Source organism: Modestobacter muralis (assembly GCF_010682105.1).
In the GTDB taxonomy this organism is placed as follows: Bacteria; Actinomycetota; Actinomycetes; order Mycobacteriales; family Geodermatophilaceae; genus Modestobacter; species Modestobacter muralis.
On the sequence record NZ_JAAGWH010000014.1, the window covers coordinates 45,065 to 59,519 of the forward strand.

Sequence of the window (14,455 nt, forward strand, 5' to 3'; positions counted from 1 at the left end):
GCTCAGTTCTCGGCGCGCAGCACGGCCAGGGCGCCGGCCAGGTCGGCCGGGTAGTCGCTGTGGAACTCCACCCAGCGGCCGTCGGCCGGGTGGGCGAAACCGAGCCGGACGGCGTGCAGCCACTGCCGGGTCATCCCCAGCCGGGCCGCCAGCGTCGGGTCGGCGCCGTAGGTCAGGTCGCCCACGCACGGGTGGCGCAGCGCGGAGAAGTGCACCCGGATCTGGTGGGTGCGCCCGGTCTCCAGGTGGACGTCGACGAGGCTGGCCGAGGGGAACGCCTCGACGACCTCGTAGTGGGTCACCGAGGGACGGCCGCCGCTGACCACGGCGAACCGCCAGTCGTGCTTGGGGTGCCGGTCGATCGGGGCGTCGATGGTGCCCTTGGACGGGTCGGGGTGGCCCTGCACCAGCGCGTGGTAGCCCTTGTCGACGGTGCGCTCCTTGAACGCGGCCTTGAGCAGCGTGTAGGCGCGTTCGCTCTTGGCGACCACCATCAGCCCGGTGGTGGCGGCGTCCAGCCGGTGCACGACGCCCTGCCGCTCGGCCGCCCCGCTGGTGGAGATCCGGTAGCCGGCCGCGGCCAGCCCGCCGGTGACCGTGGGGCCGGTCCAGCCCGGGCTCCCGTGCGCGGCCACGCCGACGGGCTTGTCGATCACGACCACGTCGTCGTCGTCGTACACGACGGTCATCCCGGACACCGGCTGCGGCGGGGCCGGCTCACCCGGGGGCGGGGGCAGCTCCACCTCCAGCCAGCTGCCGCCGGTCAGCCGGTCGCCCTTGCCGCGCGGCCTGCCGTCGACGACCACGACCCCGGCGTCGGCCAGGTCCGCGGCCACCCCCCGGCTGATGCCGAACATCCGGGCCAGCGCCTGGTCGACGCGCTGGCCCTCGAGGCCGTCGGGCACCGGCACCGAGCGCAGCTCACCGCGCCGCCCGCCGGTGGAGGGCCCGTCGGGAGGGGTCGGGCCGGGACTGCTGGTCACCGGTCCATTGTGACGGGTGGGGCCGACGGGACAACGCCGCCGGGCCGGTCCCGGTCAGCCGGCGGCGGTCCCGGCGTCCCGGTCGGCGTCCCGGTCGGCGTCCCGGTCGGCGTCCCGGTCGGCGTCCCGGTCGGCCTTCGCGGCGGCCTCCTTGTCCTTGGTCCGGCTGCCGTCGAACTCGATGCCGCGGAAGGCCAGCAGCGCACCGAGCACGCCGCCGCAGACGATCGCGGAGTCGGCCACGTTGAAGATCGGGTAGTGCTCGCCGTTCGGCCCGAACACCGAGATCCAGTCGACGACGCCGCCGCGCAGGAACCCCGGGTCGCGGAACAGCCGGTCGACCAGGTTGCCCACCGCACCGCCCAGGACCAGCGCCAGCGCCACCGCCCAGCCCGTCGAGAACAACCGCCGGGCGCTGCGGATGATGACCGCCGCCACGACCAGCGCGATGAGGGTGAACACCACGGTCGCGCCCTCGGCGAAGGCGAAGGCCGCACCCGTGTTGCGCGCCTGGGTCAGGTAGACCGCCCCGCCCAGCGTGCGGATGTTCTCGCCGCGGTCGATGGTGGCGACGACCAGCAGCTTGGTGGCCAGGTCGAGGGCGAACACGACCAGCGCCAGGCCCAGCAGCAGCCGGGCCCGCGAACGGCGCCGCGGCGCGGGGCTGGCGCCGTCGCCGTCGCCGGACGGCGGGGTCGCCGGCCCGGAGGTGGGGTGGGACTGCTCGGGCACCGCGCCGTCCTCCTGTCCGCGACCCGGGCGGCCACGTCGGCGACGACGATAGCGGCGGGCCCTGCGGACCCGGTCTGGCACGCTGGTGACCCGTCCTGCGGCCGTGTCGTGCGGCCGTGTCTCGCGGCCACGCTGCGGCCGGGGTGACCACGGGGGACCCTCCACAGCGGCCACTGTGAGCCAAGTCATCCCCTCAGTTCGGGGAGACTGCCCGGTCCGGGACGTACGGCTCCTCGACTGGGGCGACCATGGGATGCAGCAGACAATCGATGCACGGAGGCACAACGTGACCAGCGACGCTCACAACCCCGACGTCGTCCTCGTCGGCGGCGGCATCATGAGCGCCACGCTCGCCGCCCTGCTGGGCATCGTCGCCCCGGACTGGACCGTCCAGGTCTTCGAGTCCGGCGCCGAGGTCGCCGGGGAGAGCTCCGGGCCGTGGAACAACGCAGGCACCGGGCACTCCGCGCTGTGCGAGCTGAACTACACCCCGGCCCGCCCCGACGGCACCGTCGACCCGGCCAAGGCGGTGGCGATCAACGAGCAGTTCCAGGTCTCCCGGCAGTTCTGGTCGCACCTGGTGCGCAGCGGGCTGACCGACTCGCCGAAGTCGTTCATCACCTCGGTGCCGCACATCAGCTTCGTCACCGGCCCCGACGGCCACCGGTACATGCGCAACCGGTACGACGCGCTGGCCCCGCTGCCGCTGTTCGCCGGCCTGGAGCACACCGACTCCCCCGGCGAGCTCACCGACTGGGTCCCGCTGATGATGGACCGTCGCGACCCCACCGAGGCCGTCGCCGCCACCCGCTCGCTGGCCGGCACCGACGTCAACTTCGGCGCCCTCACCGGGCTGCTCGTCGACGCCGCCGTCACCCGCGGCGTCGAGCTGCACCTGCGCCACCGGGTCACCCGGGTGCGCCGGGAGACCGACGGCCGCTGGGCGACCACGGTCACCGACCTCGCCTCCGGCGCCAAGCGCACGGTGCGCAGCCGGTTCCTCTTCGTCGGGGCCGGCGGTGGCGCGCTGCCGCTGCTGCAGGGCGCCGGCATCCCGGAGATCCGCGGTTTCGGCGGCTTCCCGGTCAGCGGGCAGTTCCTGCGCAGCCGCAACGCCGCGCTGGTCGCCCGCCACCAGGCCAAGGTCTACGGCCAGGCGAAGGTCGGGGCCCCGCCGATGTCGGTGCCGCACCTGGACCTGCGGCTCATCGACGGCGAGCAGTCGCTGCTGTTCGGCCCCTACGCCGGCTTCTCCCCCAAGTTCCTCAAGTCCGGCTCGATGTGGGACCTGCCGCGCTCGGTGCGCAGCGGCAACCTCGGCTCCATGGTGGGTGCCGGCATCGCCAACATCCCGCTGACGAAGTACCTCATCGGCCAGGTGCTGCAGTCGACCAGCTCGCGGTTCCGTGCGCTGGAGGAGTTCGTGCCCACCGCCGAGTCCGGCGACTGGGAGCTGATCACCGCCGGCCAGCGGGTCCAGGTCATCAAGCAGGACCCCAACACCAAGCGCGGCGTCCTGCAGTTCGGCACCGAGCTCATCGTCGGCGCCGACGGCACCATCGCCGGTCTGCTGGGCGCCTCCCCCGGCGCCTCGACGGCTACCGCGGCGATGCTCACGCTGCTGGAGCGCGCCTTCCCGGACCGGATCGACGGCTGGCGCCCGCTGCTGCAGGAGGCCATCCCCTCTTACGGCCACCAACTGTCGGAGAACCCGGACCTGCTGGCCGAGGTCCGCGCCGACACGACCAAGACCCTGGAGCTCCAGGGCTGACGCCGGCCCCCGCGTCCCCCGGCCCCCTGCAGGGGCCCGCCGCGAGCTCGCGAGTGGTGGGGGCAGGGGGCCTTCATCAATCGGTCTGGCTCGGGGCGCCGTCCTCGCCGCGCCAGGTGGCGAGGCGGCCGCCGCGGCTGACCGCGCGCAGCCGCCGCTCGGCCTCCAGCCGGGACCCGCGGGCGGTGACCAGCAGCGCCTGGTCCCCGCGCATCAGCCGGGTCGACCGGTCGGGCACGAAGGGCTGCCCGCCCCGGACGACGAGCACGACCGCGGCGTTCTCCGGCAGCCGCAGCTCGGGCAGGTAGACGCCGTGCAGCCGGGAGGTGTCCGGCACCCGCAGCTGCATCAGCTCCGCGCCCAGCTCGTCCAGCGGCGCGGACTCGACGTCGATGTCGCTCGGGGTGACCGGGGTGGCTATCCGCAGCCAGCGGGCGACGGTGGGCAGCGACCAGCCCTGCACCAGCGTGAAGACCACCACGAGCACGAACACGGTGTCGAAGACCCGGGTCGCGCCGGGCACCTGGGCGGCGACCGGGAAGGTCGCCAGCACGATCGGGACGGCGCCGCGCAGGCCCGCCCAGGAGACGAACAGCTGCTGCGACACCGGCATCCGGAACGGCGCCAGGCTCACGGCCACCGACAGCGGGCGGGCCACCAGCAGCAGCACGCCCCCGATCAGCAGCGCCGGCAGCAGCGCCTCGGGCAGCCGGGACGGTGAGACCAGCAGCCCCAGGAGGACGAAGAGCCCGATCTGGGCGAGCGAGGCAAGGCCCTCGGCGAAGCCGATCGTGCCGGCGCGGTGCGGCAGCGCGGCGTTGCCCAGCACCAGCCCGCACAGGTAGACCGCCACGAACCCCGAGGTGTGCAGCAGGTCGGCCGAGGAGAAGGCCAGCACGCACAGCGCGAGGGTGGCCAGCGGGTAGAACCCGGCCAGCGGCAGCGCGGCCCGGCGCAGCAGCCAGGCCCCGCCGAAGCCCAGCCCCACCCCGATCACCGCGCCTCCGGCCAGCTCGCCGACCACCTCGGCCAGCACCAGGTACCAGGGGTAGGTGTGGCCGCCGGTCAGCTGCTCGGACAGCGCCAGCACCAGCAGGATCACCGGGGCGTCGTTGAGCCCCGACTCCAGCTCCAGGGACGCCACCATCCGCCGGGGCAGCGGCAGCCGGCGCAGCGTGGAGAAGACCGCGGCGGCGTCGGTGGAGGTCACGACGGCGCCCAGCAGCAGCGCGAAGGGCCAGCTGGAGTCCAGCAACCAGACCGCGACCGCCGCGACCACGGCGACGCTGACCACCACCCCGACGGTGGACAGCGCGACGCCCGGGCCGACCGCGCGGCGGACGTCGGCCCAGCGGGTGGTCAGCCCGCCCTCGGCCAGGATGACCACGAGCGCGGCGACGCCCAGGGTCTGGGTGAGGGCGACGTCCTCGAACTCCACGCCCGCGCCGCTCTCCCCCAGGGCGATGCCGAGGGCCAGGTAGATCAGCAGCGACGGCAGGCCGATCCGGTCGGCCAGCCGCAGCGCGACGGCCGCGACGAGGACGACCAGCGCACCGACGGCCAGGGCGGCCGTGACCGTGGTGTTCATCGCCGGACCCCCATGGCGCGCAGTCTCCCGTACCCGCGTCTCCAGCAGATGACGGCGCTTGCGCGGCCGCCGCGGCGGGTCGGGGATGATGGAGCACGTGAGTGCACCCTCCGGGCCGTTCCAGGCCCTCCCGCCCCAGGTCGACCTGCCGGCGCTCGAGCACGAGGTGCTGGAGCAGTGGGCGACCGACAAGGTCTTCGCCCGCACGCTGGAGGGCTCCGCCGACCGCCCGCAGTGGGTGTTCTACGAGGGCCCGCCCACGGCCAACGGGCGCCCGGGCACGCACCACATCGAGGCGCGGGCGTTCAAGGACGTCTTCCCCCGCTTCAAGACCATGCAGGGCTACCACGTGCCCCGCCGGGCCGGCTGGGACTGCCACGGCCTGCCGGTGGAGATCGCCGTGGAGCAGGAGCTGGGCTTCGCCGGCAAGCCCGACATCGAGGCCTACGGGATCGCTGCGTTCAACGCCCGCTGCCGTGAGTCCGTCGAGCGGCACGTCGGCGCCTTCGCCGAGCTCACCGAGCGGATGGGCTACTGGGTCGACATGTCGACCGCCTACCGCACGATGGACGCCAGCTACATCGAGAGCGTCTGGTGGTCGCTGAAGCAGGTCTTCGACAAGGGTCTGCTCGTCGAGTCCCACCGCGTCGCCCCCTACTGCCCGCGCTGCGGCACGGGCCTGTCCGACCACGAGGTCGCCCAGGGCTACGAGACGCTCGTCGACCCGTCGGTCTACGTCCGGATGCCGGTCACCACCGGCGAGTGGGCCGACAAGGCCGACCTGCTGGTCTGGACGACGACGCCCTGGACGCTGCCGAGCAACACCGCGGTCGCCGTCCACCCCGACGTCACCTACGTCGTCGCCCGCCCGGCCGGGGACGACGACGCTCGCCCGCTCGTCGTGGCCGAGCCGCTGCTGACCGCCGCGCTCGGCGAGGGCGCGCAGGTGCTGGCCCGCACGCAGGGCCGGGACTGGGAGCGCACCCACTACCAGCGGCCCTTCGAGCTGGTGGACTTCCCGGACGACGTGGAGACGCACTACGTCGTCCTGGCCGAGTACGTCACCACCGAGGACGGCACCGGGCTGGTGCACCAGTCCCCCGCGTTCGGCGCCGACGACTTCGCCGTGGGCCGCGCCTACGGCCTCCCCGTCGTCAACCCGATCGACCCGACCGGGCACTTCACCGCCGACGTCCCGCTGGTCGGGGGGCACTTCTTCAAGGCCGCCGACCCGACGCTGGTGCAGGACATGGTCGACCGCGGCGTGCTCTACCGGGAGATGCGGTACGAGCACAGCTACCCGCACTGCTGGCGCTGCCACACCCCGCTCATGTACTACGCGCAGCCCTCCTGGTACATCCGCACCAGCGAGGTCAAGGGCCAGCTGCTGGCGCAGAACGAGCGCACGAACTGGTACCCGGAGAACATCAAGGAGGGTCGCTTCGGCGACTGGCTGAACAACAACGTCGACTGGGCGCTGTCCCGCGACCGGTACTGGGGCACGCCGCTGCCGATCTGGCGCAACGACGTCGACCCGTCCCGGATGGTCGTCGTCGGGTCGCTGGCCGAGCTGTCGGAGCTGACCGGCCGCGACCTGTCCGACCTGGACCCGCACCGGCCCTTCATCGACGACGTCACCTTCACCGTGGCCGGCGAGGAGGGCACCTACCGCCGGGTCCGTCAGGTCATCGACGCCTGGTACGACTCCGGCTCGATGCCCTTCGCCCAGTGGGGCGCCCCGCACCGCAACAACGCCGAGTTCCAGGCCGCCTACCCGGCGCAGTTCATCGCCGAGGCGATCGACCAGACCCGCGGCTGGTTCTACACGCTGATGGCCGTCGGCACGCTGGTGTTCGAGCAGAGCTCCTACGAGAACGTGCTGTGCCTGGGGCACATCCTGGCCGAGGACGGCCGGAAGATGAGCAAGCACCTGGGCAACATCCTCGAGCCCATGCCGCTGATGGACCGGCACGGCGCCGACGCCGTCCGCTGGTTCATGCTCGCCGGCGGCTCGCCGTGGTCGGCCCGCCGGGTCGGGCACGAGACGCTGTCCGAGGTCGTCCGCAAGGTGCTGCTGACCTACTGGAACACCGCCAGCTTCTTCACCCTCTACGCCGAGACCAACGGCTGGGACCCGGCCACCACCCCGGCTCCCCCGCGGGCGGAGCGCCCGCTGCTGGACCGCTGGGCGCTGGCCGAGCTGGCCTCGGTCACCGACGGGGTCACCCGGGCGCTGGAGGACTTCGACACCCAGACCGCCGGCCGGCTGATCGCCGAGTTCGTCGACGACCTGTCCAACTGGTACGTCCGGCGCAGCCGCCGCCGCTTCTGGGACGGCGACCCCTCGGCACTGGGCACGCTGCACGAGGTGCTCGACGGCCTGACCCGGCTGATGGCGCCGTTCACCCCGTTCGTCACCGAGCGGGTGTGGCGCACCGTCGTCGCCCCGGGCCTGCCCGACGCCGTCGACTCGGTGCACCTGGCGACCTGGCCGACCGTCGACACCGACGCCCGGGACGACGCCCTGGTCGAGCAGATGACACTGGTGCGCCGGCTGGTGGAGCTGGGCCGCTCGGCCCGGACGTCGGCGAAGTCGCGCACCCGGCAGCCGCTGGCCCGTGCCCTGGTCGCGGCGCCGGGCTGGAGCCAGCTGCCCCGCGACCTGGTCGCCGAGGTCGCCGACGAGCTGAACGTCGCCGAACTGACCGAGCTCGCCGCGGTCGGCGGCTCGCTGGTCGACGTGTCGGTCAAGGTCGACTTCCGGGCGGTGGGCCGACGGCTGGGCAAGCAGGTGCAGGCCGTCGCCGCGGCCGTGGCCGCCACCGACGCCGCCGGGCTGGTCGCCGCCTACCGGGCGGGGACGGCGACGGTGCCGGTCGACGGCGCCGACGTCCCGCTGGCCGAGGGCGACCTGATCGTCACCGAGACCCCGCGCGAGGGCTGGACCGTGGCCTCCGCCGGCGGGCTCACCGTGGCACTGGACCTCACCCTCACCCCGGAGCTCGAGCGCGCCGGGCTGGTGCGCGAGGTGGTCCGGCTGGTGCAGGAGGCCCGCAAGACCACCGGCCTGGCGGTCAGCGACCGGATCGAGCTGTGGTGGACCGGCGAGGACACCGTGGCCCAGGCGCTGACCGAGCACGGCGAGCAGGTGGCCGGCGAGGTGCTCGCGACGTCGGTGCACCCGCAGACCGCCGGGGACGGCGAGGGCCTCGAGGGCCCGGCCGGCTCCCGGGTCTGGATCGCCCGCGCGTGAGCCGCGGCCCGACCTCCCGGCGCACGCAGGCGGGGAGGTCGGGAGGGCTCAGGTCGCCCGGCGGGCCCGTTCCCGGGCGGCGAGCACCCGATCGGGCGTGCAGGTCGCGCACGGCGTCCACCCGTGGGCGCGCGCCTCGTTGACCGGCAGCAGGATCGAGGGCAGGCCGCTCAGGTGCGGACAGCGTTCGAGGTGGTACCGCGGGCGCGTGTCGACGACGAGGACGTCGTCCACGAGGTCCAGCACCAGCAGCAGGTCGACCAGCTCGACCTCCTCGACGTCCGGCTCCCCGGCTGCCTGGGGCGGTCGTCCCGCGGTCTCCTCCCAGGCGACCGGCGGGGTGTGCCGCGGCACCGGGTCGAGGTCGGGTGCGCTGTGCAGCCCGCCGGTCCGGGCCGGGCGCCCGTACGGCGATCCGCCGTCGCCGGGCGACCGCGTGGACCCCGGCCAGCCGCCCGGGTCGGCGAGGTCGCCCAGGCCGCTGCCGGTCGTCGGGCCCACCCGCGGCAGGAACGGCGAGCTGGGCGGCACGGGTGGGGGCGCCACCCGGCGCACCGGCTCGTCGTCGGCACCGGGCTCGGTCGGGGCTGCTGCGATCGGACCGGTCGCCGGGGCGCCCCACGGGTCACCGGCCGCCCGCGCGGCGGGACCAGGTGCGTCCCGACGGCGCCGCCGCTGCGCGGCGCTGACCAGCTGGAGCACCCCGGCGAGGACGCTGGCAGCGAAGGAGGCCCACTGGAGCGTGGGCGAGTCCTGCAGCAGGCCGACGCCGAACAGGCCGACGGCGACCACCAGCAGCAGTGCCGCAGTCAGGAGCACAGCCGCATGGTAGCGGCGCCGGCTCCGGCAGACTTCCGGAACGCCGGACAGCCCCTCCGGACCGGGGTCCGGAGGGGCTGTCCTGCGTCGGCCCGTGCGGGCCGGCGATCAGGCGCTGACGTGCTGGTTCTGCCGGTTGTTCGAGGCCGGCTCGGCGGAGCCGCGGCTGTCGAGGTCGCGCAGGTGGGACTCGAGGTAGGAGCGCAGCCGGGTGCGGTACTCGCGCTCGAAGGTGCGCAGCTCGTCGACCTTGCGCTCCAGGCTCGCCCGCTTCTCCTCCAGCGAGCCCATGGCCTCGACGTGCTTGCGCTCGGCGTCCTGGGCGAGGGCGGTGGCCTTGGCGCGGGCCTCGCGCTCCATCGTGTCGGCGCGGGTGCGGGCGTCGCCGAGCATGGCGTCGGCGCGGTTCTTGGCCTCACCGACCATCTGCTCGCTCTTGGCGCGGGCCTCGCTCATCATGCGGTCACTGGAGCTCTTGGCGCTGCCGACCATCTGGTCGGCCTGGGCCTTGGCCTCGTTGACGTGCCGCTCGGCGGTCTCGGTGGCCAGCGCGAGCATGCGGGAGGCGCGGATGCTGTCGTCCTCGCGGACCTGTGGCGAGGTCTGGGCCGGCGGGGGCGGCGGGGCCGCCACCGTCATCGGCGCGGACTCGGGGCGAGAGCCGGAGCTGCGCAGGTCGTTGTTCTCCTCGATGAGGCGGGCCAGCTCGGCCTCGACCACGTCCAGGAAGGCGTCGACCTCGTCCTCGTCGTAACCGCGCTTGCCGATCGGCGGCTTCTTGAAGACGACGTTGTGCACGTCGGCGGGAGTCAGTGGCATGCGGCTCACCTCAGGTGGGACGGGGGACGGGGACGGACTCAGACCGGCGGCGACCCGCACGGGGTCCCCACTCCGCTCCGGGGTGGATCAGAGCGAGAGCGCCAGGTTGCGCAGCAGGACCACGGCGATCAAGAGCACCATAAACCCCAGGTCCAGCCTGATGGACCCCAGGTTCAACGGCGGGATGACCTTCCGCACCGCCTTCAACGGCGGGTCGGTGGTGGAGTAGACGACCTCGAGCCCGGCGGCGACGAGACCCTGCGGACGCCAGCTGCGCGCGAGCACCATCACCCAGTCCACGACGAACCGGGCGAACAGCAGGATCAGGAAGACGAGCAGGACCGAGGCGACGATGTCCAGCAGTACGTTCACGGTCCTCGTTCGTTGAAGGGCACGTCGTGCGCGGTGGACGGGACGTGCAGTGGATCAGGGCTGCTGGAAGAACCCGCCCTCACGGATGCGGGCCTTGTCCTCAGCCGTCACGTCCACGTCCTGCGGGCTGAGCAGGAAGACCTTGGCCGTGACGCGCTCGATACTACCGTGCAGACCGAACGTCAGACCGATGGCGAAGTCCACCAGGCGCTTCGCGTCGGCGTGCTCCATCTCGGTCAGGTTCATGATCACCGGCATGCCGTCGCGGAACCGCTCACCGATGGTGCGCGCCTCGTTGTAGTCCTTGGGGTGCACCGTGGTGATGCGGTAGTTCGGGGTCTTGGGCGCCGGGGTCGGGGCCGGGGCGGGCTCCGGTGCCGCCTGCACCGTCAGCGGCTCGCTCATCGCGAGGCCGGCCGAGCCGGACACGCCTCCGCTCATGCGGCTGCGCGCGGGGCTGCCGGAGCCGCCCGCGCCGATGCCGGCCCCGCCGACCAGTCGCGCCGAGGTGCTGCCCAGGGTCGGGGCCGGCGCCGGGGCCAGACCCAGGGTGCGCGGCGCCGGGCTGCGGCGACCCAGGGACACCTCGGGCTCCGGCACGCGCTCGGGGCCCCGGTCGTCGAACCGGTCGCCGGCGTAGCGGTCCGCGGCGTGCTCGGTGTCGTAGCCCGGCGCACCGTAGCCGGAGGCGCCGTAGCCGGCCTCACCGAACTGGCCGGCGCCGTAGCGGCTCTCGGCCACCGCGGGCTCCGGCTCGCCGTAGGCGTCGTCGTGGTCGGCCGCGTAGCGGTCGTAGCCGCCCCGGTCGTACCCGCGCTCGTCGCGCTCGTAGTCGCCCTGCCGCGACGCGTAGCGGTCGTAGCCGCCCCGGGTGTCGTCGTCCTCGACGAGGCCGAGGTAGACCCCCATCTTTCGCATGGCTCCGGCCATCGGACGTCTCCTCAGTTCTCGTCGGCGCCGGCGGCTCGCGCTGGCCGGGCGGGTCGTACGGGGCGGGTCGGTGGTGCGCGTGGTGCTGGTGTGACTCAGGAGCGCGCAGTGGTGCCGCGCGGGTCCTCCGCATCGGAGGCTAGGGGCCGGGCACCGAACAACGCGGTACCGACACGCACCACGGTGGCACCGGCGGTCACGGCGGCCTCGAGGTCGCCGCTCATGCCCGCCGACAGCTCCGAGGCACCCGGGTGGTCGGCCCGCACCCGCGCGGCGAGCGCGGCCAGCCGCCCGAACGCCGGAGCCGGGTCACCGCCGCGCGGCGCCACCGCCATCAGCCCGCGCAGCCGCAGCCCGGGTGCCGCGCCGACGGCGTCGGCCAGCCGGGGGACGTCCTCGGGCGGGGCGCCGCCCCGCTCCCCCAGCTCGCCCTCGGGCCCGCCGAGGTCGACCTGGACCAGGACGTCGACGACGCGTCCCTGGGTGCCCGCGGCCCGGGCCAGGGCCTGGGCCAGCTGCTCGCGGTCGACCGAGTGCACGGTGGCCCCCAGCCGGACGACGGCGGCGGCCTTGTTGCGCTGGAGCTGGCCGACCAGGTGCCAGCGCAGCGCGGGGACCGCCGGGTCCTGCGCAAGGGCGGCCGCCTTGCCCGAGAGCTCCTGCACGCGGTTCTCGGCGAAGTCCAGCTGGCCGAGCGCGGCGAGGACCGCCACGGCCTCGGCGGGGTGGGTCTTGCTGACCGCGAGGAGGGCGACCGCGGCCGGGTCGCGGCCGGCGGCCCGGGCCGCGGCGTCGATCCGCGCCCGCACGTCCCGCAGGTTCGCGGCCAACCGCTCGGCCTCGGCACGAGGCTCGCCCCGAGCCTGCGAGGGGTGAGGAGGACGAGGTCCTTCCACCGTCATCCGAGCCAGACGACGCCGGCCTGACGGCCGGTCACACCGTCCCGCCGGTGGCTGAACAGCCGCGGGTCCTCGACGGTGCACCGCGGGTCGTGCACGACCTGGCGGACACCGGCGCCGCGCAGCACCTCGGCGAGGCCCGCCCGCAGGTCGAGCCCGGGCGTGCCCTGCCGGGTGCGGACCGCGCTGGCCGGGGCGACCCGGGCGACCTCGGCCTGCATGGCCGCGGGCACCTCGTAGTCCAGCCCGCAGACCGCCGGGCCCAGCAGCGCCTCGACGTCGGCCGGGCGGGCACCCAGCCGGGTCATCGCCGCCAGCGCCGCCGGGACGACGCCACGACGGACGCCCTCGCGCCCGGCGTGCACCGCGGCGACCACCCCGGCGACCGGGTCGGCCAGCAGCACCGGCACGCAGTCGGCGACCAGCACGCAGAGCACCAGGCCTGGCGTCGCGGTGACCAGGGCGTCGACGTCGGCGACCGGGTTCTCCTCGGCGTCCTCGACGATGGCGACCCCGGTGCCGTGCACCTGCGTCATCCAGACGACCTGCTCGCCGGGCACGCCCAGCTCACCGGCCAGCCGCGCGCGGTTGGCCGCGACGTCGGCCGGGTCGTCCCCGACGTGACCGCCGAGGTTGAAGGAGTCGTAGGGAGCGACGGAACGGCCGCCCCGACGGTCGGTGACGACCCGTCGGGGTCGCACCGCCGCCGGGACGGCCGGTCCAGCGCTCACTCGGCCCCCGTGCAGGGACCCGCTGCGAGCGTGCGAGGAGTGGGGGGCACGGGGGTCCTTCTACTGGGAGCGGAGGAACTCGGGGATGTCGAGCTCCTCCTCGAAGTCCTCGGAGCCCAGCGGACGACGGGCGGCGCTGTTCGGGCCGGGGACGGGCGGCAGCGGCGGGACGGTGATCCCACCGCCCTGCGCCGGGGCGGCGGGCTGGCCCGGCCGCGGCGCACTGGCCGCCGCTGCCTGGGCCGGCACCGCCTGGGTGGCCGGGACCGCGGGTGCTGCGGCCGGGGCCTGGCTCACCGGGCGCTCGCCGGTCTGCACGGGCGCGGCGGCCCGGGCAGGCGCGGGAGTGGTGACCGGCGTGCTGGGTGCGGCCGGCGCCACGGGGGCGGCGGTCGCGAGCAGGGTCGTGCCGGCGTCCTTGCGGTTGCTCGGCCGGCCGCTGTCGAACCCGGCGGCGATCACCGTCACCCGCACCTCGTCGCCGAGGGCGTCGTCGATGACGGCCCCGAAGATGATGTTGGCGTCGGGGTGGGCGGCGTCGCTGACCAGCGAGGCGGCCTCGTTGATCTCGAACAGGCCGAGGTCCGAGCCACCGGAGATCGACAGCAGGACGCCGTGGGCGCCCTCCATCGAGGCCTCCAGCAGCGGGGAGGCGATGGCCTGCTCGGCGGCCAGCAGCGCCCGGTTGTCACCGCGCGCGCTGCCGATGCCCATCAGCGCCGAGCCCGCACCGGACATGACCGACTTGACGTCGGCGAAGTCCAGGTTGATCAGGCCGGGGGTGGTGATGAGGTCGGTGATGCCCTGGACACCGGACAGCAGCACCTGGTCGGCGGTGCGGAAGGCGTCCATGACGCTCACGTTCCGGTCGCCCAGCTGCAGCAGCCGGTCGTTCGGGATCACGATGAGCGTGTCGCACTCGTTGCGCAGTTCTTCGATGCCCGACTCGGCCTGGACCGCCCGCCGCTTCCCCTCGAAGGAGAACGGACGGGTGACCACGCCGATGGTGAGGGCACCGAGCTTGCGGGCGATGGAGGCGACGACCGGCGCACCACCGGTGCCCGTGCCACCACCCTCGCCCGCCGTCACGAAGACCATGTCGGCGCCCTTGAGCACTTCTTCGATCTCCTCGCGGTGGTCCTCGGCGGCCTGGCGACCGACGTCGGGCTGGGCGCCGGCGCCCAGGCCACGGGTGAGCTCGCGGCCGACGTCGAGCTTGACGTCGGCGTCGCTCATCAGCAGCGCCTGCGCGTCGGTGTTGATCGCGATGAACTCGACGCCCTTGAGGCCGACCTCGATCATGCGATTGACCGCGTTCACGCCGCCGCCGCCGATGCCGACGACCTTGATGACCGCGAGGTAGTTGTGCGGAGGTGTCATGCCGCGCTCCCCAACTGGACCTTCATCCTCAGGTTAAGCCTTATAGTTATGTCAACTGGTGGGTGTGTGGTCGAAGTTAGGTGTGCCCTCGACTGCCAGCAAGCACCTCCCCGGCGTCGGCGTGTCCTGACTGTGATGTCGCACGGGGAACGGGCGACCCGCCTGTCACATCTGACTC

The 14,455-nt window shown here is 74.2% G+C and carries 12 protein-coding genes; 2 read left to right on the top strand and 10 right to left on the bottom strand.

The window, feature by feature from the left end; translation table 11 throughout:
- Positions 1 to 2: 2 nt before the first annotated feature.
- Complete coding sequence (locus GCU67_RS07295) at positions 3 to 983, bottom strand: RluA family pseudouridine synthase (RefSeq protein ID WP_338104846.1); 981 nt, start codon at positions 981 to 983, stop codon at positions 3 to 5.
- A gap of 54 nt (positions 984 to 1,037) precedes the next feature.
- Positions 1,038 to 1,715: a signal peptidase II gene (lspA, locus tag GCU67_RS07300; protein WP_163610433.1), complete on the bottom strand. Its 678-nt coding sequence runs from the start codon at positions 1,713 to 1,715 to the stop codon at positions 1,038 to 1,040.
- Positions 1,716 to 2,001: 286 nt separating this feature from the next.
- Between lspA and mqo the strand changes: the two genes are divergently transcribed.
- Complete coding sequence (gene mqo / locus GCU67_RS07305; RefSeq protein ID WP_338104847.1) at positions 2,002 to 3,486, top strand: malate dehydrogenase (quinone); 1,485 nt, start codon at positions 2,002 to 2,004, stop codon at positions 3,484 to 3,486.
- A 76-nt stretch (positions 3,487 to 3,562) separates the two neighbouring features.
- On the opposite strand, the gene GCU67_RS07310 is transcribed toward mqo, so the two are convergent.
- The gene (locus GCU67_RS07310) at positions 3,563 to 5,074 is read right to left on the bottom strand and encodes a potassium/proton antiporter (RefSeq protein WP_163610435.1); all 1,512 of its coding nucleotides are present in this window, start codon (positions 5,072 to 5,074) and stop codon (positions 3,563 to 3,565) included.
- Positions 5,075 to 5,162: 88 nt separating this feature from the next.
- Between GCU67_RS07310 and ileS the strand changes: the two genes are divergently transcribed.
- Entirely contained in the window at positions 5,163 to 8,327 is a 3,165-nt protein-coding gene (gene ileS, locus GCU67_RS07315) for an isoleucine--tRNA ligase (protein ID WP_211660960.1), read from the top strand.
- A 48-nt stretch (positions 8,328 to 8,375) separates the two neighbouring features.
- Here the strand turns inward: ileS and GCU67_RS07320 are convergent, their stop codons facing one another.
- From GCU67_RS07320 to ftsZ, 7 genes are all read right to left on the bottom strand, one after another.
- Positions 8,376 to 9,146, bottom strand: a complete 771-nt coding sequence (locus tag GCU67_RS07320) for a hypothetical protein (protein WP_163610437.1) — start codon at positions 9,144 to 9,146, stop codon at positions 8,376 to 8,378.
- Between the two features lie 108 nt (positions 9,147 to 9,254).
- Entirely contained in the window at positions 9,255 to 9,965 is a 711-nt protein-coding gene (locus tag GCU67_RS07325; RefSeq protein ID WP_163610438.1) for a DivIVA domain-containing protein, read from the bottom strand.
- An 87-nt stretch (positions 9,966 to 10,052) separates the two neighbouring features.
- Positions 10,053 to 10,337 carry a YggT family protein gene (locus GCU67_RS07330; protein WP_163610439.1) on the bottom strand — a complete coding sequence of 95 codons (285 nt, stop codon included), beginning with the start codon at positions 10,335 to 10,337 and terminating at the stop codon, positions 10,053 to 10,055.
- Between the two features lie 54 nt (positions 10,338 to 10,391).
- On the bottom strand, positions 10,392 to 11,267 hold the full coding sequence (locus tag GCU67_RS22325; RefSeq protein ID WP_170311020.1) for a cell division protein SepF: 876 nt from the start codon (positions 11,265 to 11,267) through the stop codon (positions 10,392 to 10,394).
- A gap of 95 nt (positions 11,268 to 11,362) precedes the next feature.
- Entirely contained in the window at positions 11,363 to 12,097 is a 735-nt protein-coding gene (locus tag GCU67_RS07340; RefSeq protein WP_246214754.1) for a YggS family pyridoxal phosphate-dependent enzyme, read from the bottom strand.
- A 68-nt stretch (positions 12,098 to 12,165) separates the two neighbouring features.
- Complete coding sequence (gene pgeF / locus GCU67_RS07345; RefSeq protein ID WP_338104848.1) at positions 12,166 to 12,897, bottom strand: peptidoglycan editing factor PgeF; 732 nt, start codon at positions 12,895 to 12,897, stop codon at positions 12,166 to 12,168.
- Between the two features lie 60 nt (positions 12,898 to 12,957).
- Positions 12,958 to 14,277: a cell division protein FtsZ gene (gene ftsZ, locus GCU67_RS07350; RefSeq protein WP_163610441.1), complete on the bottom strand. Its 1,320-nt coding sequence runs from the start codon at positions 14,275 to 14,277 to the stop codon at positions 12,958 to 12,960.
- Between the last annotated feature and the right edge of the window lie 178 nt (positions 14,278 to 14,455).